This window comes from Actinoplanes sp. NPDC004185 (assembly GCF_053603475.1).
Genome location: NZ_JBSGFR010000054.1, coordinates 25,791 through 45,927 on the forward strand (window position 1 = coordinate 25,791; position 20,137 = coordinate 45,927).

Here is a 20,137-nt window from a genome sequence, read left to right on the forward strand (position 1 = left end):
CCGGCTGTGCCGCCTACACCTGCCCGATCCGTCCTCCAGGTCTAGCCGTCTACGTTGACGACCGACGGGTTGCCGACCAGAAGGGCGCCATCCGGTCCTGTGGCCCCGGCATACTGGCCAGGTGGCATGTGCCCGGCCGGAAACCGAGTGGGAGGTACAGCACCTCGACGCTGAGGAGGTCGACCGGCGGCCGACGGCGGTAGTTCGCGAACAGTGGGGAGTCGGAGCGCCCTTCAGCGGTGGTGCACGCCGAACAGAGCAGACCACGCAGCTGCCCACTGGCATGTTCATGATCTCGGACGAGTCGGTTCGCGGCGGTCACACTGCAGACGACGCACCGGCCGTCGTCCCAGAGTCTCAGCAGCTCGAAGGTGATGTGGTGCTCAGGCAGGACGTGCGACGGCGGGTCGGTGCTCGTCGCTGCTTGTGCCCGGAGTCCGTCCAGTGTCTGTCGGTCGGTGACCCAGCGCCAGCAGGCGGGCGTCACCATCGCGTCAGGTAGGGAGGTCGCCGGCAGAGGCGGTTGCACGAGCCGCACAACCTCGCCCTGACCGCCGCAAGACCGCCTCGGGCGATCATGAGGAGCACCTGAGTGTCGCCGATCCGTTGAGGGTGGCGTGAGTCCGCCTCTCCTAGAGCGGCAAGGAGAGCAGTGACACTTGCGCACACGACCGATGAGCCTGGCCAGGATGGGCTGCCTCCGGCCGACGCCCCGGCCGCGACGATAACCATTACAGTCGCATTCGTGAGCGCAGATCAGAGTCTTGTCCGGGTGTCCGATTCGTTCGGCGTACGCCGTACCCGAGCCGGATCGGTCCTCGCGGATGACGGGACAAACTATCGGGTCAAGTGGGATGACACCGATGGGGAAGAGGAGCTTGTCCCACGGGGCGCCGGCGTTCACGTCGCGACGAGGGGTTCGCTGCGTTTCCTGGCTCTGTCCGACTCCCGGCTGTTCCACGCCGTCTTCGCCCAGGAGCCCCTCGCGGTGGTTCTCCGCCTGTTGGCCGAGTCATCGGTCCCACTGAAGGTGCGAGAGATCCGGGAGCATCTGGCCGAGCTCGGTCTCCGGAACGAGACCTGGGCCCGGCACGGGCCCCGTGCGCTGGCGGTTCTGCCCAAGTGGCCAAATGTCCTCCGACGGCAGAAGGGCGACACTCTGGCCTACGCCTGGGTGGGAGACGATCTTCCCGAACTCCCGTCAGAGGTTGAGCCTGAACCGGAGCCGGCACCTGCGCCCGCGCCTGTGTCGAAGCCCGCTTCTTCTCCTGCCAAGCCGATCGCGGCGGCTGCGACGCCGGCCGAACCGGCGGTGCCGTCCGCCGAGCGCCTTCGGCGCCAGATGAGCGCTGCGCGGAGCCTCGGCGAGGTCGCTCGCCTGCTCACGCTCCCGAGAGAGTTCGTGGCTGAGTTGTCACCGGAGGTGGTCGCCTCCGCGCTCCGCCGGGTCGCCGCTGAGGACCGGCTGGTCGCGGGCTGGCTCGACGCCCTGACCGCCTCCGGGCCGATCGGTGCGCTGACCGAGGAACTGGCGGCGGCCCGGGCGGTGAACGCCGCACTCCAGAGCCGGGTCGATGAGCTGGAGGAGTGGTGGACAGCCCTTGAGCAGAGCACCGATCCGGGCGCCGCAACCCGTCAGCCGGGTAGTTGAGGGGCTTCTGGTGCGCCGGCTGATAGTTATGGTGCGTTCCGCCAGCCCGGGCGAGTAGGCGTCGATCTTCGGTTGGGTCCGGTGTTGATCAGTCCTGTCGGGATGGTTGCCGGGTGGTCATGCCCTCGCTGGCTACGGAGCCCACCGCGTCGTTCCACCACCATGCGTGCCCGTTGACGTAGAGACATGGTGCTTGTGCGGTGATGTCGTCGTGGAGTCGTGTCAGCTCGACGCCGGGCATGAGGACGCGCAGCACGCGACCGTCAGAGAAGGGGATGTCCCATCCGAACCGGCCGTCTCTGTCTGCCGCATGGTCGCGGACCGGATCGCCGGAGATGCCCGCCGTGCGGTGGCGGAAGGTCACCTGTTCGAGTTCGTGAGCCCGAGCGCGTACCGCGGTGCCGAATTGAGTGCGTCGTACATCCATCCCGAGCATGATCCCTTGTCTTCGATGGATACGGCCGGGGCGTGATGATGCCGAGTGAGACGGAACTGTCCGGAGAGCTGCTCTTGGTCGCCATCGTCGAGATGTCGCCGGGGCAGGCCGCAGCTGGGCAGCGGTACGAGGACACGGTGTTGGAGCTGCTGGGTCGGCACGGCGGATCGGTCGAGCGGCGAATGCGCGACACGGACTCGGCAACCGAGGTACAGCTGATCCGGTTCCGCGCACGAGCCGGATACGAATCCTCAATGGTCGACCCGATCGACTCGGCTACCGGGACGGGATCGGCGATGCCGCGCCCACCACGCGGGTAATCGACGTACGTAGCCTGTAGGCACAAAGGTCCTCCGAGCTGGGCCTGATAGGCCTATGACGTCGGCGCGGCCCCGCCAACCCCGGAGAATCTGATGTGCTGATGTCCTATCCGGCGGGGAGGAACAGATGAGCGACATCGCGGACGTTCCACCTGCCGTTGTGGGCCGGCTCCGGGTGATCTGCGGGGAACTGCCCGAGGCGTACGAGGAACCGGCGTGGATCGGCCTGCGGTGGCGGATTCGCCGGCGGACGTTCCTGCACCTCTACACCACCGACGAGAGACGGTCGGCGTATATCGATCTGGACGATCCGGCCATCCTGATGACCTTCCGGGCACCGCCCGGGGAGTTGGCCGCGCTGGCGCATGCCGGCCCTCCGTTCTTCCGGGCCGACTGGGGTGGGAATGTCGTAGGAATGGTGCTGGACGACGAGACGGACTGGGTCGAGGTTGCCGAACTGGTGACGGACAGCTATCGCGTGCAGGCGCCCCGCCGCCTCGCATTCCGGCTGAAGGCAGGTGGATGAACCGCCGGCTACCTCCCCACGTTGCCGCTTATTTAGGTTCGGTGCTGAGAAACAATTTCTCTATTCGTCAGCTACTCCAACGGCGGCATGATCGTCGGGGGCGGCTGCTGGAGATGGCCACCGGGCAGCCGTTCCACGAGCTGCTCGAGCGCGACGTCTTCGCGGCCGCCGAAATGGATGACGCGTGCACGTCCGTCGAGCGGGCCATCCTGCGCTCCACCGCTGTCGGGCACGTCCCGGACGCGGCGACCGGTGAGGTTCGGCGAACAGGCATAGCACGCTTGTGCCGATGTACGGGACCGCCCGGTCATTGACGGCCGTCATTGACTTGGCGCGTTGTGAACGTTAACTTCACCGTAACCAGGTGGTCGGAGGCAATCGACGCGGCGCCTGGGCCGGCGACTTCACCGCGGCGGGGAGCGGTTTCCCTCCGGCCGGAGAGCGCCGGCCGGTCAGCTGAGCGGTCCTCCAGTCGAATCGGACCACGACGTTCTGCGGGCCGTTGCCCAGCGGACGCGCGCCGATGAAGACCGACAGGAGTACCCGATGACTGACCTCGAGAACGAGCCGGTGGCCGGAGAACGACGGCTGCTGAGCCGCCGCGTCGTTCTGACGACGTTGGCGGCCGTTCCCGTTCTCACGGTCACGGCGTCGGTGGTGGCGGCCACGGATGCCTCGGCCGCGGCGGCGAACATCATCCGTCCGCCCTGAAGCAGACCATCAAGGGCTTCGGCGCCATGTCCCACGCGGCCTGGGTCGGTGACCTGACCGCAGCCCAACGGGACACGGCTTTCGGCAACGGTGAGGACCGGCTCGGGTTCTCCGTGCTACGGATTCCGGTCGGAGAGAACCAGTCGGACTTCAGCCGCGACCTCGCGACCGCCAAGCGCGCCGTCGAACTCGGCGCGACCGTCTTCGCGTCGCCGTGGAACCCGCCCGCCGGCATGACCGAAACCTTCACCCGCAACGGCGTGCCCAACCAGAAAAGGCTCAAGGCAAGCTCGTACGGGGCCTACGCCACCCACCTGAACGACTTCACCACCTACATGCGCACCAACGGGGTGAACCTCTATGCCATCTCGGTGCAGAACGAACCCGACTACGCGTCGACGTGGACGTGGTGGACCTCCGCCGAGATAGTCAAGTTCTTGACGGAGAACTCCGGCGTCATCGGCACCCGCGTCATCGCCCCCGAATCGTTCCAGTACGTCAAATCGATGTCGGACCCTATCCTCAACGACGCCGCAGCGCTGGCCAACGTGGACATCATCGGGGCTCACCTCTACGGCACCTCGTACGCGAACTTCCCGTACCCGCTGTTCAAGCAGAAGGGAGCGGGCAAAGAGCTCTGGATGACCGAGGTCTACTACCCCAACAGCAACGCGAACTCGGGGGACGCCTGGCCCGAGGCGCTCGACGTGGCCGAACACATCCACCACGCCATGGTCGACGCGGAATTCCAGGCGTACGTCTGGTGGTATCTGCGGCGCAGCTACGGCCCCATGCGCGAGGACGGCCAGATCAGTAAACGAGGCGCGATGATGGCGCACTTCGCGCGGTTCGTCCGCCCCGGATACGTACGGATCGACGCGACCGCCAACCCCGCGTCGAACGTGTACGTCTCGGCGTACAAGAGCGGCGACACCGTCGTCATCGTCGCCGTCAACAAGAACACCTCCGCGGTCAGCCAGCAGTTCACCCTCGCGGGCACGGCCTCGTCCGGCACCGTCGCGAACTGGCTGACCGACGCCAGTCGCAACGTCGCGCCCCAGAGCGCGCTCACCATGACGAACGGCTCGCTGACCGTAACCCTGCCCGCCCGCAGCGCCATGACGTTCGTGACGAACACCGGCGGCACCTCGTCGCCCGGCCCGTCAGCCAGCGCCTCACCCACCGTGACGCCGACGGTGGCGCCGCCCGCGGGTACGGCGCCGCGGGTCAGCTACACCATGAGCACGTGGGATTCCGGCTTTACCGCCACCATCGGCATCACCAATGCCGGGACCTCGACGATCGACGGCTGGACGCTGACCTTCACCCTGCCCTCCGGCCAGTCGATCACCTCGGGCTGGAGCGCCACCTACTCTCCAGCCGGTGGCACGGTGAATGCACGCAATGTCAGCTACAACGGCACGCTGGCGCCTGGGGCGACGACATCCATCGGTTTCCAGGCCACCCACACCGGCAACACCGGCAAGCCCGCATCCTTCACGCTCAACGGCGTTCCCTGCACCGTCGTCTGAGCGGTTCACCGCCCCATCGTCCACCAGCGGGCCGGCGACCTTCCTGCATGGAGTCGGCTGCGGGTAGAGGATGGTGACGTGGACCGTCCACGGCCCCGACCACCTGGAACCGCGCGCTGAGCGGTTGCGCGAGGGGGTATTTGCCGGTGGACGACTTGAGGGTCAGTGCCGGGTTCGTCGACATGAACGGTCGGTAGCGGGCCGGCACCACGCCGAGCGCCAAGTCGCCCAGCGTGCTGAATACCGCGCTCGCCACCGTCCACTTCAGACCACTTATGCATCGATGCCGTTGGCGGTCTGCCTCCGGCAGCGCCGACATCTGGGAACAGTTCCTCATCCTCTGGCAGTAGATCCCCACGGCCATTGGCGGGCTCGCCGCCGACGGGCGAACGCCCGCGACGGATCCGGGCCATTCCGGAACGAAAACACAGTGAGAAAACTCAGGACCCATCGGTTTGGGAGGAGAAGGGTGATGACTCGACTCGCACCGCAGGTGAAGATGAAGAGGTCGGCGACCAAGGTGAGCACGGGCGTCGCCATGCTGGCCGTGGCCGCGGGTGTGCTCAGCGTGGGAGCGCCGGCGTCGGCCGACTCCGGCGGCGGCTGTCGGCGGGCCTCGCAGAACACGGCCGTCAGTGTGTGATCAGCGTCCGCTCCGGCACGTGGAACCCGCTGTGGGCCGACTTCTACGTCAACGGGACGAGCCAGGGGGAGAGCCGGACGAAGACTCACATCAACTACACCCACACGGTCTTCTACAACGGCTCGGGAAACTTCATCTACAGCGCCGACAGTCCGAACCAGTACTGGTGACACCGAGCCCGGCGGCCTGCTGGCCGCCGGGCTCGATCCCGCGACGAGTGGTGCTGTCAGGGCCTCGTCGAGGCGGGTCAGTAGCCACGGAATCACCGCGGGGCGACTCCCTCCGGGTCAGCTACCGGAGCGCAGCGCTTACGAGCGTGAACTGCTGGTTGGGCCGCCCGTTGCAGTCGTAGAGCTGAACCTGCTGCCCGTTGCCGGTGCCCCACACGTCCAGGCAGCGGCCGGACTGGACGCCGGTGACGGTGCCGTTGGTGTTGACGTTCCACTGCTGATTGCTCTGGCCGTTGCAGGCGTAGATCTGCACCGCTGACCCGTTACCGGACCCGGCGGCGTCCAGGCACATGCTGCCGTACACCTGGAGCTGCTTGCTCGCGGTGTATGTCCACTGCTGGTTGGACTGGCCGTGGCAGTCGTAGAGCTGCACCCGCGTCCCGTTGGTGCGCGACGCGCTCGGCACGTCGATGCACCGGCCGGACTGGGTCCCCACGATCTCTTTCGCGCCCCCGGCGGGCGGGGTCGACGACGGTGGGGTCGACGACGGTGGGGTCGACGACCGGTCGAGTCCGAGGAAGGAGATGGCGTACGCGATCTGGCCGCTCATCGGAAGCTGGTGGCCGACGCCGGAGATGCTGATCCCCTCGACGGTCGCCTGGGTGCCGGTGTCACCGTAGCGGGTCCGGGTCCAGCTGGACTGCGGACGGTCGGTGTACGCCGGCGTCTGCGACAGGCCGTGCAGGTTGGTCCACTGCTTGATCTCCTCGCCGAAGTTGGGGTATGAGAGCGTGGTGTCGGTGGTGCCGTGCCACAACTGCATGCGCGGGTAGGCGCCGGTGTAGCCCGGGTACATGGCGCGGGCGGTGTCGCCCCACTGCTGGGCCGTCCGGATGACGTTGCCGCCGGAGCACTGACTGTTCCACATCGACCCGTCGCTGGTGGCGAAGCAGCCGGCCGGTACGCCGGAGAACGCCGACCCGGCGCTGAACACGTCCGGGTACTCGGCGGCCAGGACGTTGGTCATCATGGCGCCGGAGGAGAACCCGGACACCACGATGCGGGAGGAGTCGATGGCCGGGTACTGCGAGCGGGCGTAGTCGACCATCGACTTGATGCCTGTGGAGTCGCTGCCGCCGTTGCGCCGGAGCCCGGCGGCGGTCGACACGTCGAAGCAGCCGCCGCTACGGGTGGCCTCGGGCAGCACCATGATGTAGCCGTAGCGGTCGGCGGCGTTGACGTAGTCGTGGCCGTTGCCGTTGAAGACGGCGCTCGCCGAACCGCTGCAGTAGTGCACCAGCACCAGCAGCGCCGGCCGGGGCGCGAGGTTCGCCGGCACATAGATGTACATGTTGAGGTTGGTCGGGTTGGTGCCGAAGTTGGTCACCCGGGTCAGGCTCGCCGCCATCGCGGGGGAGTTGGACACCAGGATCGCGGCGAGGCCGGCGACCAGCGCCGTGCCGGCCGCGAGCAGGATCTGCAAGAGGCGCTTCATCAAACCTTCTCTTCAGACGACGGTATGCGGCGTGGTGCGAGGGCCGGGGTGAGGCGGTGAGGCGCCCACCACAAACCGGCTGGGTCAGCCCAGGCTGAACCTCTGGTTGGTTTGGCCTTTGCGGTCGTGGGGCTGGATCTGCTGGCCGTTGCCCGTGCCGGACACGGCCGCCGTGACTGTGCTCCGACCACGGTCCGCATTCCCAACGACCGTCTAGGGCGCGTAACGCCGAGCGAAACTGAGGGCGCACCCGCCATGGCCTCTCCCTCCTCGAGTCGGCGCTTGGATCGCGGTCGTGGGCACGCCGGCAGGCGGAGACCGCCAGGTACGCCGAGGGGGATGCCGATGCGAAACGACCTGAGCACGATATGGATGCAGCTCGATGTAGAGCGATGCTAGGCAGAGGGGGCATCAGGGAACAATAGTTTTCGGAAATGTTTCGGAAGTTTCGGAAAAACGTTATGCCCTCCCGCCGTGACTGGTCGCTGATGGCCCGGAGGTCGAGGCGGTGCCGTCCCCGACGCGGCCCACCGAGTACGGCGACGTCACCAGGCTGCGCGCGCTCGGTCAGCGCGCCGCCTCGATCGACGGAGCATTCACCCGCACAGGCCGGCCGGCGGGCCGACGACAATCACCGTGGGGTGCCATTCGTATCTCGATCGTCGAGGCCTTGGTGCTGCTCCGGGCGGCCCGACCAAGCTGCTCGCAGACGGCGAAATTCGAGGTCGTCGCCGCTTCGGAAGCATGGGCTTATGGTTCAACCCGGCTCCATCTACTGACGCCACTCGACTCAGGCGCCCTCGAGCAACGTCGAGGCCCGCTGAGCCGAGTTACGCGAAATCGTCCAGCCGGGCTACGTGCGCGCACAGGTGGAATGGCGGAGTAGATCTTCGGAGCTGACGCCGACGGCCCGCGTTGCCGGCCTGGGACCTGTTCGGGGTGCTGCGGTGGGTCCTCCTAGGCCGGGGGCGGATCAACCTTCCGTCAGGCGCGCCGTTGTGGCTGATCTTGACTGCGATCGTGGTGGTCACTGTGATCCGGCTGGAGGCGTCGACCGGGATGTTCACGTTCTCGCTGCGGCTCGGCTTCTTGGCTACAGCATTCGCGGTTTACCTGTACGTCTACACAGCCGCCCGCGACGGTGCGCCTGGGCGGCGGCTGTTCGGTCCGCTGTGCTGGTTCTGGCGTACCGTTCTGCCGCTCCCGGTCGGCTAGCCCCTGGCCGAATTCTCGTGACCGGAGGCAGCGAAATCGATCGGTCCCGATAGGGTGGGGTCATGAAGAGGCCCCTTGGCGTCGCGGTCGTGGTCATCGGCCTGGCGGCTGCCGCGTCGCTCAACTCCATCGGGGTCGCTTCGGCGGGCCAGCAGCCCGTGCCGGCCGTGGTCGCCTCCACCCCGACGGCGAGCGTGGCCGTGCCAGCACCTCCGGCGATCAAGGACAGCGACCCGTCGCTCACGTTCGCGCAGAACGGCCGTATCGTCATCGTCACCCGCAGGTCCACGCCGGTCGCCACCGTGACGCTCGCCTCGACCACCTGGTCGGCTCACTCCGCCACAGCCGTCCTCAAGGTCACCGCCACCCGTCCGATCACCGTCGACCCGGCAATGTTCATCCTCTACGACGCCGAGGGCTGGGAGAATGAGGCGGAGCAGAGCAAGCCGGTACGGTTCGAGGCCGGCACCGCCGCGCTCACCCTGACATTCACCGGCACCCCTGCACGACCCGAGGCCTTGGGCTGGGTGGCGCAACCCGACGGGGATGCCGTCGCCGTGTGGGAACGCGGCTGAGCACGACCGCTGTCGAACCAGTCAACTGCGCATGCACTTCGTCACCCGCGTGTTGACCGTTGGCAACGGCCTCGAACACAGCCACGTATCGCGTGGACCGCGAGCGGCTTTGTCGGGGTGGCGCGCGAGCCGGCAGAGAGCCAGGCGGCCGCTAACGGCACCGCGAGGTTACTACTGGTCAGTCGCGTCCTGTGCAGCGGCGGCCTCACCGACCCGGCGCTGCGCCATCTCGGCCACCATGGTCCTGAACGCCTTCTCGGTCAGGGGATAGGCCAGCATCACTGCGACAGCACCGATGATCAAGCCGGCGGGGATCGCCCCGGCTGCGACTCTGATCGAGGTGACCGCTGTGTCGGTCTGAGAGGCACCACCGGAGATGTAGCCGCCGAGGCCGATGGTGTAGGCGGCTATGGCGCCGCCGATGTCCTGCCCGGCTTTTCGGGTGAATGACAGGACGGCGTAGCTGCTGCCCTCGGCGCGCACGCCGCTGCGCCATTCGCCGTAGTCCACCGTGTCCGCCTGGAAGGCGAAAATCAGTGTGTTGGTCATGCCCAGTCCCATGCCGAGCACACCGAACGCGACGATGCCGATCCATGGCATGGATCCGGGGGCGACGGCGACTCCTGCACCCCCGGCCGCGGCCACCATGCCGCCGAGCAGGTACGCGCCCTTCTTGCCGAGCAGGCCCATCATCTTCGGCAGCGCGACCGCGGCGACGATCATGCCGAGGTTCTGCACGACGGTCAGCATGATGTACAGGTTCGCGTCGTTCAGCACGTCGCGGGCGTAGTACACCCCGACCGTCTGCAACGAGAACATGCCGGCCAGGCACAGCAGGGCGGACGCGAGCAGCGGGATGGACCCGAACAGCACGTACGGGCGGAACCGGCCCCACCGCGTCGTCGTCGCGTCGGCGATCCGGCCGGCGAACAGGTCGGTGACCCCGCCCCACACCCGGACGACCAGGAACAACGTCCCAGCGGTGGCCGCTGCGACGCCGGCCACGTCGGTGTAGTAGATGAGCAGGAAGCTGGAGGCCAGCGAGAACGTCAGGTTGTTGGCGACGTCTCCGGCGGCGTAGCCCAGGTACTGACGGCGCCGCAGTGTCGGCGCAGCGCCGCTTTGTGTTGTCTCGATGGCGTGGCGTGGTGCGGTGCCGTGTCAGCGGTCATGTCGTCGCCTGACGCGCACCGCAGACGGGCTGCCGTTGATGGGCCCGACCGCCGCACCGCGGGTGTTCGTCGCCGGCGGACACGGCATGTGGGGCATCGCGCTCGTCCGATCACCGGGCAATTGATGGCCCAGACCGTGATCAAGGGCGAAGTGCCGCCCGAACTGGCGCCGTTCGACCCGCTGCGGTGACCGCCACCCGGACGGCGTCGGCTGCCGGCCGACATCACCCCTATGGTGGAGCCATGCCGCCGGTGCCGTTCTGCTCGCCAGCCGTCACCGAGGTGACGGCTTTCGGTGCTGCCCGCGCTGCGATGGCGCCGGGCCGCGTGGTCCCGGCACGGGGGTCCGTGGTGTCCGGCACGCCGACGCACCACCTGTCGCGCCTGGTGCGAACCGGCCGAGGCCCGCCCACGGAGTCGTTGCATCCCAGAACGACCACCAGGGCGAAGCCACGTAGCTTCGGCCCTTTTTTGTTTCCGCATCTTCTTCGAAAGGCATCCCATGAGCCTCGACCACCGAACGGTCGACCACCGTTGGCCGGCCGACCTGCGAGCGTCCTTGTCGGACGACTTCGCCGCACGAACCGCCCGGCTGCGAGAACTGACTGAGCTCAACGCCGACACCGGCGATCCCGGCGAGGCCCACATCCAGGCCGAGCTGCTGGTCGCCACCCGGCGCATCATCGAGCAGATCACCGGTGCCCTGCAACGGATCGCCGAGGGTACCTACGGCGTCTGCCAGAGGTGCGACCGCAACATCCCCGTGGAGCGCCTTGAGGTTCTTCCGCATGCTCGCTGTTGCCGCCGCCCAAATAGGCTCGAACTCACCCCACCTTGGTTGACTCGTCAGCAGACGGTACGGGGTTACGGGCAGCTGGTCGGCTCCTGACCTTTCACGTGGCCGGTGGTGAGGGCCTTGGCCAAGCAAGCCACCAGATCGCGGGGAAGGAAGGGCTTCGACACGATGGCGGTGGCTTGGGCATCCACCGGCCTGGTGTCTCCCGGAACGAGACTGCCGCTGACGAAGATCACTGGGAGGGTGGCGGTTCGGGGGTCGGCGCGGATGGCTTCACACAGTTGCAGCCCTGACATACGCGGCATGTCGATGTCACTGACGACAGCATCCGGCCTGGCTGTATGGACTTCTGTGAGGGCTGCCGAGCCGTCGGGTGCTTCGATGACGGTGTGACCGGCGCGCCGTAGGACGCGGCCCATGATGTGCCGGATGTCGTCCTCGTCTTCCGCGACGATGACCAATGCCACCTACGACCCCTCTCACGTACGCGTCATCAAGAACGCTATGGCACAGGACGACATCGTGCAGGACCTTCACCCGATCACACGTCGGGACCGCTGCGCCCGGCGGTAAAGGCGATCTGAGCAGAATCGACTGAACGGTAAGGGGGTTCAGCTGCGCGCGGTCGGTAGGCGCATCTGCACGCTCGTACCGGGCTGGTCCTCGGCGAGCAGGCGGATGGTGCCTTTGTGACGTTCGATGATCGCCCGGCTGAGCGCGAGGCCCAGCCCGGCTCCCGGGATGCGCTGTTCCCGGGTGCGGCTGGACCGGTAGAACCGGCCGAACACCTTCGGCTGCTCGTGCACGGGAATGCCGACGCCGGTGTCGGTCACGGTCAATTCCACAGCGCCTGCGATCTCGGTCAGCACAATGGTGATGCGTCCCTCGGGTGCGGTGTGCAATACAGCGTTGGACAGCAGGACGTCCAGAGCTTGGCGTAGCCGTGCCGCGTCTGCTGAGATCAGGCAGCGTTCGGGCAGCTCACAGGCAATGCTCAACCCGGCCTGGTCTGCATGCCCCTGCACTCCAGCGGCGGCCTCGCGGATCAGGGCGGCCAGGTCGCAAGACTGATACAGGAGAGTGGCATACCCGTTGTCCAACGCTGACAGATCCATCAGGTCGTCGACGATGCGGCGCAGCTGATTACTGTTGCGCAGCACGACCGTCACCATCGCGCGTCCCTCGACGTCGAAGTCCTCGGCATGAAGGTCGAGCAACTGGTCGGCGTAGGCGGCGATTGAGGTCAATGGCGTCCGCATCTCGTGACCGATCAATGCCAGATACTCGTCCTTGGTGAACGCGAGAGCCAGCTGTAGTTCCTGCGCCCGGCGCCGTTCGAGGAACTGCCCGATAAGCGCAGCAATGCCCTTGAGTAACGTGACCAGCAACTCCTGCCGGCCTTCGACGACATCGGCGAACAGCGCCAACACCGCCAGTGTCTGCTCGCCGCTGGGTACCGGCACCGCCAGCGCAGTCCGCAGGCCAGATCCGGTGGGAATGCGCGCCGACATCGCGTCGGTGTCGGCGCTGATGTTGCTGATGAAGACCGGCTCGCCGTCCTTCCACGCCCGCCCGGCAAGACCCTGACCACACCGCAACTGTGCCGGCGCGCGCATCGAGGTGTCATAGTCCGCGCTGTGAACCGCTGTCGGCCGTAACACCTGTGCCTCGTCATCGACCGACCACAACTCCGCTCGCGGCCAGTCGAGCGTTTCGGTGATGGCGCGCAGCACCCTTTCCGCAATCTGCTGCACGCTGCCAGGTTCGGAAAGGATGCGCGAGACGGCCAGCTCACAGTCGTGGAACCGTTCGGCGCGGCGCCGTTCCGTCACGTCGTAGACGGCGGCGACGGCTCCGAGAACCTCCTCATGCCGGCCCAGAATGGGCTGCGCGTCGGTCAGCAAAGTGCGGGTCTGCCGGCCTGGACGCTCGACCCTGATTTCCACGTCGCGCAGCCGCTCACCGTGTAAGGCCCGAAGGAGCGGAACGGTGTCCGGCGGCAGCGGCCGACCGGCGGCATCGCCGAGGGGCTGCTGCTCTGCCCAGGCCCGTAGATCTCCGGCCTCCGCAAGCCCGGCGGACAACGCCCTCATCGCCTGATTCGTCACGACTATCCGGCCGTCGGCGTCCACGGCCGCGACTCCCACCTGCAAACTGGCGAGCAAAGCGTCGAGAAACCGCCGGGAGCGGTCGGCCGTCGCAGCCGCACGCCGCTCGCCGATGAATGCAGTACACGCCCGCGCGCCTTCGTCGACCCCGGACCGCTCTGATGGCAGCCACGGGCGGGGACGGGTGTCCATCACCGCGCAGACCCCCACTACGGTCCCGTCGAAGTCGAGGATCGGGAAACCCGCGTACGAGCGGATGCCGACCGCACGCACGGGAGCCTCCGCGGGAACGCGGTCATCGGCGTTCACGTCCTCAACGATCAACGGACAATGTCCGGTGAACACCGCACCCGCCAACGTCGAGGACACCGGCACGCGACGAGAAGCAGCCCACCCCGGCGGCAGACCCACGCCACCGGCCAACCGCAGCTGGTCACCGTCAGCCACATGAATCATCGCCGTCGGCGCCAGCGCCGCCCGAGCCGTGACGGCCGCCAAGGCATCCGCAGCGTCCTGGGTCAGCACGCCGGCACCCAGCTCCATCTCCTGGACCACTGCTTCGCCCGGTACCCCCGGCGCCTGACCATCGGAGGTTCCCGCCTGACACCCACCGACACGAGCCACCACCACACTCTATTGACCAATGGCTGTCCGACATCACGGAATCGGCGAAGCGGCGGGGCGTGCGTAGCGGCGGCGGCGCGAGCAGCTCGACCACCACTCATGAGGCTCGTGCAGGAAGACCGGGAACATCGGCGAATCGGAGTTGTGGCGCCAATGCCTGCGGTAGGTTCGGCCGTATCAGGCCAGATCGCTCCAGGACGGTCGGCCCTATTCCATCGTCGAAGGCATCGGCGCCTGTCGTGGGGGAGTGGTTCGTGGCGGACCGGTTGCTTACCGGCATCGAGGGACTGGACGAGATTCTTCACGGCGGACTGCTCGGACAGCGGTCATACCTGGTGCGCGGTGGGCCGGGCAGCGGCAAGACCACGGTAGGCTTGCACTTCCTCACCCAGGGCGTTGCCACAGGAGAACCGACGCTGTTCATCAACCAGGGTGAGCCGGAGGAAGAAGTAAGGGCCAACGCCGCGGCCGTGGGTCTTGACCTGGCCGGTGTCACCTTTCTCGATCTGACTCCGTCGGCAACGTTGTTCACCGAAGGGCAGACCTACGACGTCTTTCACCCCGCCGAGGTGGAACTGGAGCCGACGACCCAAGCGATCATCGAAGCTGTCAAGCAGGTGCGCCCTAGTCGGATCTTCCTTGACGCGATGACCCAGCTACGCTATTTGTCGCTCGACGAGGTTCATTTCCGCCGGCAGGCAATTTCGCTGTTGCGGTTCCTGGTCTCGCAGGGTTCGACGGTCATGTTCGTCTCGGAGAGCCAGCACACCGACCAGGACGCGGACCTGCAATTCATGTCCGACGGTGTCATCCACATGGGCAACAACAACGGACTACGTACGGTCCTGGTGTCGAAGTTGCGCGGCTCAGCGTTCGCCGCCGGCAGTCACAGCTTGAGCATCGAAGCTGACGGAATGCACGTCTACCCGCGCTTGACGCCACAGGATCACGGTAAGCCGTTCGTCGCCGAGACACTCTCCTCCGGCGTTCCGGAAATCGACGAGCTGATGGGTGGCGGTATCGAACGCGGCACCGTGACGATCATGTCGGGCCCCAGCGGAGTCGGGAAGACGACCCTGGGCCTGCAGTTCATGAAGGAGGCCGCCGGACGCGGCGAGCGCTCGGTGGTGTACACGTTCGAAGAGAGCGCCGACGTTCTCGCGTACCGGGCACAGGGAGTCAACATTCCGGTCGCGAACATGGTGGCCACCGGCAACCTGTCCATAGTGCAGATTGAGCCGTTACGCTACACCGCCGACCAGTTCGGCCGGATGGTACGCGAGCAGATCGAGCAATCCGATGCCCGCATCGTCATGATCGACAGCGTTTCGGGGTTCGGGATGTGTATGCGTGAGGATCGGCCCGAAACGTACTTGCACGCGGTAGCCAAGTACTTACGCAACATGGGCGTCACGACGATTCTGATCAGCGAAACGGCCAACATCACCGGGGAGTTCCGCGCTACCGACAATGCCATCAGCTATCTCGCCGACAACATCATTTACCTGCGGTACATCGAGATCCATGGCGAGCTGCGCAAGGTTCTCGGCGTGCTGAAGAAGCGGATGAGCGATTTCGAGAAGACCATGCGCGAGTTTGAGATCACTCGGTACGGCGTGAAGGTGGGCGCTGCCCTGACGAACATGCGGGGCATCCTGCACGGCACACCGACCCTGCTGGATACGCCGGCGCGATGACCCCATGTTCCCGCATGCCCAGACCGGCCGGCAGCTCCGGTGGCGCCCGGGATCAGAGTCAGTCTGACGGCGAGGAGGACCGTGGTGAGCCGTATCGGGCTGCTCATGTCCTCCGGACGTAACCGTCAGCTCGTCGAGCAGGCGCTGGCTCACCACAGCTTCGATGTTGAGGTGGTGCCCACTGTTGGGATAGTGGACAGCCCGGTCGACCTTTTGGTGGCCGATCCCCGCTCGCTCCTGCAGGCGCTCACCGCAACCGACGGGTCAGCTCCCGACCGGATGTCAGCAGACAGCGGCTTCTGGCACGGCCCCCCGATCATGCTGCTCACCCGGGCCAGCGACCGTCCTGCCCTACCGGCGAGCGTGGTTATCGCTGCCGATGAGATTCTCACAGTGCCGGTCACTCAGCGGCAACTACTCGACCGGATCAACCGCTTGGCGGCCAGGCGCCGGCAGGCCGCGGACGAACGCCGGATAATGCAGCTTCACGTCGCCCACATCAACCACGAGCTGTGCACACCTTTGCAAGCTGTTCTGGCTTCCGCCGAGCTCATGCACACCGAGGGCCTCGACCCCGAACAGTCCGAACTGCTGGACCACATCGCCCGAGGTGGCAAACGCATGCTCGACCTCGTCAACGAACTGCTCGAACGCAGTCGCACCGAATCGGGTCACCTTCCCGACCGCACCACGGTGATGGACCCGGTGGAAGCGGTCCACTCGGCAGTCGCGGCCGTCCGCCCGCTCGCCGAACGCCGCAACCTCACCATGAACGTGCACACAATGGGTGGCGAGCCAGCGTGGGTGCGCGCCGACCCTGTTCATGTGCACCGGGTCATGACCAACCTGTTGTCCAACGCCATCAAGTACAACCGTGAATACGGCGACATAGATATCCGCGGGCGCATCCAGGCGGAGTCCGTCGAAGTAGACGTCACAGACACCGGACCCGGCATCGCCCCGGACGAGATCGAGCGGATCTTCCAGCCATATGAGCGGCTACCCGGGTCGATTGCCCCTGGCACTGGCCTGGGCTTGCCGTACGCACGGTTACTGGCCGAACGCATGGGAGGCACGGTCACCGCCGAATCCCATGTCGGCCGCGGCAGCACGTTCACTCTCACCCTGCCAAGGGCAGACGCAGCGGGCCGGCGCTAATTGTCCTGACTAAGGCGTTTCCCAGTTGGTGACTCGCGGAGTCGGCGGTAGGCAGGCAGGGTGCGGGTGAGGCCGGCGCAGGCTTGGAAGTGCTCGGCTTTGCGGTCGTAGCGGCGGACGAGGCGGCGGTTGCGCAGGAGCCGGACGATTACGCTTCGACGATCACCGATGCCGACCGAGGTGGTCGGAGGCTTCGACGCCCTTGCGTCCGGGACCATGCCCCGGCGGCGGATCTCGGCGCGCAGCTTGCCGGGACGGCGCTGGGCTCTGCCGTGCCGGGGGCGGATCGAGCGATCGAGTCCAGCAGCGGCCCCATCACCAGTGAATCGTAAGTGTTGGCCGCGGTGCTCAAGACCGTCGGCGGTGTCCCACGGCGGTCGCACATGACATGGATCTTCAACCCCGGCTTCCCCCGTCGCCGGGGTTCTGGCCGGTCGGCGCCCTCCTTTTCGCCCGTACCGCGATGGAGTCCATGACGGGCCGCGACCAGCCGATCTTCGCCATTGACCCCGAACTGGTCCAACAGCCGGTGATGCATCCTTTCCCAGAGCCCGGCCGCGGTCCACTCGCTGAAGCGACGAGGGGCGATGGCGGCTGCCCCCGAACAGTGCGGCCGGTAGCTTCCATCAGGGAGCAACGGCTGCGCGACCTGCTACAGATCCTCCGGCGCCCAGGTCGGGATCATGTCATCCGTCACGGAACGAAGATCATGCCGCAGATCAACAACCATCCATCTGCTGATCCTGTCCCGGTCGCCTCCCGCTGGGAGGTTGGTCAGGCGGAGGCGGTACGCCTCCGGTCGGAGGCGGCGACCTCTTCTGCGCTGCTGACCGTCCACCGTTCGGTCCGGCTGTCGTAGAGGATGATGGTGCCGTCGTGCAGGACGATCCGGTCGTGGTAGCTCTCGGGGTCGGCCGCGGTGGTGGCGTCCTGGTCGAACTCGGCCAGCGCGGGGATGACGTCGGCGAGCAGGGTCGTCATGGTCATGGTGGGTTCGTCGAAAGCGCGGTTGAGCGTCTCAGCGATGTCGTGGCCGGTGGCGGGCATGCGGGGATCCTTTCGTCGTACGTACTGAGCAGTGGCGGCGCGGATGAAGCTTGCCACTTTTTCGGGTGAGTATCGCTTTTCCTGTGAGCGCCGCGCGACGGCCCGGGACTCAGCGCCCCGGGGCCGGCCCGTCGCGCGTGCGATCAGAGTTCCGAGTGTGGGCGGTGTCCAGATTCTCGTCCCGCCACTGCGCGGAGGAGTGCGGTCATGCCGGGACGGGAGCTGACCCCACGACGCTGCCGAGAAAATCTAGGCCGGGGGAACTAGACTTTGTCGCCAGGGGCAGATAGTCTTCCCCTCGTTGGAAGCAGAGATCGTCGAAGACGCAGACGATGTGAGTCCGAGCGTCAAGCAGGGCCCGGAAGTCACGTGGCTCGCTCGGCACGTGGTGGCACAGCATCACCACATGGAGTTCAGTAAGGCACGTGCAGTTCAAGACCTTGATGTAATTCCAGGTCAAGGCAGTGCAGGCAGGGCTGATGCAATTTCGGGGCCCGGCTTGATGCAAGAAGAACCGCCGTACGTGGATGGGGCCGTGAAGTTTGCGTGGGGCTCCGGCACCGGCGTTTGAGTACGACAGTGTCATAGCAATAGAAGCAGAGGAAAGGGAGGGCTGAGCACCGTTGGATCGCCCGCCGTCAGGACGGAGTCATCGTTCTGGGGTGGACACCGCAGGTCCCATCGAACGTGAGGTGGTCTCCGGTCACGCTTATGCGATCCTCGCACCGCAAGCCGCGAAACGGCGCAGGTGCGGAAAAGGCAAACCGACGAACCTGTCGGTAGATGGTGTGGTAAACCCATAACCCTGGGCCCCGGTGCTTCTGCGCCGGGGCCCTCGTCATGGAAGGTGTATGCATGGGCCAACCCGATGACATGCTCGACGACGAGGACTACCCCGCTTACACGATGGGCCGCGCTGCGGAGATCACCGGCGCCTCGCAAGACTTCCTGCGCCGCCTGGAGAAGGCGAAACTGTTCGTCGCGTACCGCTCGGCGGGTGGACACCGTCGCTACTCCCGTTACCATTTGCGTCTCGCCGCGCGGGCCCGCGAGATGGTCGGCCAGGGTGTCGCTCTGGAAGCCGCCTGCCGGATCATCATCCTCGAGGACCAGCTCCGGGAAGCTCTTCAACAGAACGAGAACCAGCAGCGCCCACGGGAAGCGGAGGCTGCCTGACCTCACCACCGCCGGTCCTTTCCCGACGCGGAAGGACCGTTCGTGGCCAAGGCCCAAGTGCCCGCGAGCGCCCTGCCGGGCGCCGGTCAGTGCTCGGCGAGGGCGAGGTGCGGTAGGCGGCGGTCCAGCCACTGCGGCACCCACCAGGCGCCCGCGCCGCCACGCTGCCGTTCCTCGCCGACCCCGGCCCACGGACCGCATCCGCTGAGTGGGTGCCGTGTGCGGCATCGGGTGTCGCACACTGCAGGTCGCTCAGTGGTCGAGTCCTGCTTTGTCGACCTTGCGGTGGAAGCGCATGCCGGCCAGGCCGCCGAGGATGGCTCCGACGAGGGCGGCGAGCAAAGCCAGGATCAGCGCGATGATAGCACCGGTGGTGGCGTCATCGCCGCTGACCGGTAGTTGCGGAAACCCGCCGACCCGGTCGAGGACGTTGTACTTGTCGCCCAGCGTGGCGGTGGCGATGGCGATGGCGGCGGTGATGACGACGGCCCAGATCCACACCGCGACCCCTTGGCGAATGCCGTTGAAGCGGGCCATCCGCCCGGCGACGTATCCGCCGCAGTAGTAAGCGATCAGCAGCACTACCAGCAGGGTGATGGCCCCGGCGACACCGAGTTCGCCGGCGTTCTGCCCCGCCTTGCTCTGCGCGTCGGAGATGTCATCGGCGGCGGCCAGACCCACGGCGGTGCCCACGGCCAGCAGCAGGCCGGTCAGGATGACTGAGGTGCCGGTGGCGGTCAGCCAACCGAAGAACGCCGATCCCCACTTGATGCCGCCGAAGCGGTCCTTCTGCCGCGCGACCATGTTCTGCTGATCCGTGCGTGGGGCATATGCGCCGGTGTCGGCCTCGGCGGGCCGTGCGGCCGTGCTGTTGGTGGTCTCTGCCAGCGACTCGCGGGTGCGGGGCGCGGAGTCTTTGCGGGAGGGAAGCGTGCTCATGATGTCTCCGATCGACTCAGCGGCAATGTCTGCACCGAGAACAGGCGCTACCGGTCGTAGCGGCCGCATTCCCGCTCGTCGATGGGTTAAACGGCAGAAGTCACACCGCTGCGAAGCGTGCCACAAAGGAGCATCGCGTGCGGGCG

Annotated in this window: 20 protein-coding genes; 12 read left to right on the plus strand and 8 right to left on the minus strand. The window is 66.8% G+C overall.

What is annotated here, in order from left to right; all coding sequences use genetic code 11:
• Nucleotides 1-49: 49 nt before the first annotated feature.
• A complete protein-coding gene (locus ACWEOZ_RS37390) occupies nucleotides 50-490 on the minus strand; it encodes an endonuclease domain-containing protein (RefSeq protein WP_451915398.1) in 441 nt (146 codons plus the stop codon).
• A gap of 255 nt (nucleotides 491-745) precedes the next feature.
• Here ACWEOZ_RS37390 and ACWEOZ_RS37395 point away from each other — a divergent pair, with 255 nt between their 5' ends.
• Nucleotides 746-1,651, plus strand: coding sequence for a hypothetical protein (locus ACWEOZ_RS37395; RefSeq protein WP_451915399.1), 906 nt, complete (start codon nucleotides 746-748; stop codon nucleotides 1,649-1,651).
• An 88-nt stretch (nucleotides 1,652-1,739) separates the two neighbouring features.
• On the opposite strand, the gene ACWEOZ_RS37400 is transcribed toward ACWEOZ_RS37395, so the two are convergent.
• Complete coding sequence (locus tag ACWEOZ_RS37400) at nucleotides 1,740-2,078, minus strand: hypothetical protein (protein WP_451915400.1); 339 nt, start codon at nucleotides 2,076-2,078, stop codon at nucleotides 1,740-1,742.
• 456 nt (nucleotides 2,079-2,534) lie between these two features.
• Here ACWEOZ_RS37400 and ACWEOZ_RS37405 point away from each other — a divergent pair, with 456 nt between their 5' ends.
• The 5 genes from ACWEOZ_RS37405 to ACWEOZ_RS37425 all read left to right on the plus strand — a co-directional run bounded on the left by ACWEOZ_RS37405 (nucleotide 2,535) and on the right by ACWEOZ_RS37425 (nucleotide 5,989).
• On the plus strand, nucleotides 2,535-2,933 hold the full coding sequence (locus ACWEOZ_RS37405; RefSeq protein ID WP_451915401.1) for an MmcQ/YjbR family DNA-binding protein: 399 nt from the start codon (nucleotides 2,535-2,537) through the stop codon (nucleotides 2,931-2,933).
• A 546-nt stretch (nucleotides 2,934-3,479) separates the two neighbouring features.
• Nucleotides 3,480-3,644 carry a hypothetical protein gene (locus ACWEOZ_RS37410; RefSeq protein WP_451915402.1) on the plus strand — a complete coding sequence of 55 codons (165 nt, stop codon included), beginning with the start codon at nucleotides 3,480-3,482 and terminating at the stop codon, nucleotides 3,642-3,644.
• 26 nt (nucleotides 3,645-3,670) lie between these two features.
• Entirely contained in the window at nucleotides 3,671-5,176 is a 1,506-nt protein-coding gene (locus ACWEOZ_RS37415; protein ID WP_451915403.1) for a cellulose binding domain-containing protein, read from the plus strand.
• Between the two features lie 472 nt (nucleotides 5,177-5,648).
• Nucleotides 5,649-5,819, plus strand: coding sequence for a hypothetical protein (locus ACWEOZ_RS37420; protein WP_451915404.1), 171 nt, complete (start codon nucleotides 5,649-5,651; stop codon nucleotides 5,817-5,819).
• Nucleotides 5,816-5,989, plus strand: a complete 174-nt coding sequence (locus ACWEOZ_RS37425; protein WP_451915405.1) for a hypothetical protein — start codon at nucleotides 5,816-5,818, stop codon at nucleotides 5,987-5,989. Before ACWEOZ_RS37420 ends, ACWEOZ_RS37425 begins: the two co-directional genes overlap by 4 nt.
• Nucleotides 5,990-6,110: 121 nt before the next feature.
• Here ACWEOZ_RS37425 and ACWEOZ_RS37430 read toward each other — a convergent pair whose 3' ends face one another.
• Entirely contained in the window at nucleotides 6,111-7,484 is a 1,374-nt protein-coding gene (locus ACWEOZ_RS37430; protein WP_451915406.1) for an extracellular catalytic domain type 1 short-chain-length polyhydroxyalkanoate depolymerase, read from the minus strand.
• A 1,020-nt stretch (nucleotides 7,485-8,504) separates the two neighbouring features.
• Here ACWEOZ_RS37430 and ACWEOZ_RS37435 point away from each other — a divergent pair.
• Together ACWEOZ_RS37435 and ACWEOZ_RS37440 are read left to right on the plus strand one after the other, a co-directional pair.
• Nucleotides 8,505-8,699, plus strand: a complete 195-nt coding sequence (locus ACWEOZ_RS37435; RefSeq protein WP_451915407.1) for a hypothetical protein — start codon at nucleotides 8,505-8,507, stop codon at nucleotides 8,697-8,699.
• A 62-nt stretch (nucleotides 8,700-8,761) separates the two neighbouring features.
• Nucleotides 8,762-9,274 carry a hypothetical protein gene (locus ACWEOZ_RS37440; RefSeq protein WP_451915408.1) on the plus strand — a complete coding sequence of 171 codons (513 nt, stop codon included), beginning with the start codon at nucleotides 8,762-8,764 and terminating at the stop codon, nucleotides 9,272-9,274.
• Between the two features lie 171 nt (nucleotides 9,275-9,445).
• Here ACWEOZ_RS37440 and ACWEOZ_RS37445 read toward each other — a convergent pair whose 3' ends face one another.
• Nucleotides 9,446-10,411 carry an MFS transporter gene (locus tag ACWEOZ_RS37445; protein ID WP_451915427.1) on the minus strand — a complete coding sequence of 322 codons (966 nt, stop codon included), beginning with the start codon at nucleotides 10,409-10,411 and terminating at the stop codon, nucleotides 9,446-9,448.
• A gap of 537 nt (nucleotides 10,412-10,948) precedes the next feature.
• Between ACWEOZ_RS37445 and ACWEOZ_RS37450 the strand changes: the two genes are divergently transcribed.
• A complete protein-coding gene (locus ACWEOZ_RS37450) occupies nucleotides 10,949-11,335 on the plus strand; it encodes a TraR/DksA family transcriptional regulator (protein ID WP_451915409.1) in 387 nt (128 codons plus the stop codon).
• Here ACWEOZ_RS37450 and ACWEOZ_RS37455 read toward each other — a convergent pair.
• Together ACWEOZ_RS37455 and ACWEOZ_RS37460 are read right to left on the minus strand one after the other, a co-directional pair.
• Nucleotides 11,311-11,709, minus strand: a complete 399-nt coding sequence (locus tag ACWEOZ_RS37455; RefSeq protein WP_451915410.1) for a response regulator — start codon at nucleotides 11,707-11,709, stop codon at nucleotides 11,311-11,313. The two genes, ACWEOZ_RS37450 and ACWEOZ_RS37455, sit on opposite strands and share 25 nt — an antisense overlap.
• A 144-nt stretch (nucleotides 11,710-11,853) precedes the next feature.
• The gene (locus ACWEOZ_RS37460; RefSeq protein WP_451915411.1) at nucleotides 11,854-13,893 is read right to left on the minus strand and encodes an ATP-binding protein; all 2,040 of its coding nucleotides are present in this window, start codon (nucleotides 13,891-13,893) and stop codon (nucleotides 11,854-11,856) included.
• Nucleotides 13,894-14,228: 335 nt separating this feature from the next.
• Between ACWEOZ_RS37460 and ACWEOZ_RS37465 the strand changes: the two genes are divergently transcribed.
• Nucleotides 14,229-15,671, plus strand: a complete 1,443-nt coding sequence (locus ACWEOZ_RS37465) for an ATPase domain-containing protein (protein WP_451915412.1) — start codon at nucleotides 14,229-14,231, stop codon at nucleotides 15,669-15,671.
• Nucleotides 15,672-15,755: 84 nt separating this feature from the next.
• Nucleotides 15,756-16,829 (plus strand): sensor histidine kinase, encoded by a 1,074-nt coding sequence (locus ACWEOZ_RS37470; RefSeq protein ID WP_451915413.1) that lies wholly within the window; start codon nucleotides 15,756-15,758, stop codon nucleotides 16,827-16,829.
• A gap of 774 nt (nucleotides 16,830-17,603) precedes the next feature.
• On the opposite strand, the gene ACWEOZ_RS37475 is transcribed toward ACWEOZ_RS37470, so the two are convergent.
• A complete protein-coding gene (locus ACWEOZ_RS37475; RefSeq protein WP_451915414.1) occupies nucleotides 17,604-17,876 on the minus strand; it encodes a hypothetical protein in 273 nt (90 codons plus the stop codon).
• Nucleotides 17,877-18,731: 855 nt separating this feature from the next.
• Here ACWEOZ_RS37475 and ACWEOZ_RS37480 point away from each other — a divergent pair.
• On the plus strand, nucleotides 18,732-19,052 hold the full coding sequence (locus ACWEOZ_RS37480; protein ID WP_451915415.1) for a helix-turn-helix domain-containing protein: 321 nt from the start codon (nucleotides 18,732-18,734) through the stop codon (nucleotides 19,050-19,052).
• A 252-nt stretch (nucleotides 19,053-19,304) separates the two neighbouring features.
• Here the strand turns inward: ACWEOZ_RS37480 and ACWEOZ_RS37485 are convergent, their stop codons facing one another.
• On the minus strand, nucleotides 19,305-20,060 hold the full coding sequence (locus ACWEOZ_RS37485; protein WP_451915416.1) for a hypothetical protein: 756 nt from the start codon (nucleotides 20,058-20,060) through the stop codon (nucleotides 19,305-19,307).
• Nucleotides 20,061-20,137: the final 77 nt, after the last annotated feature.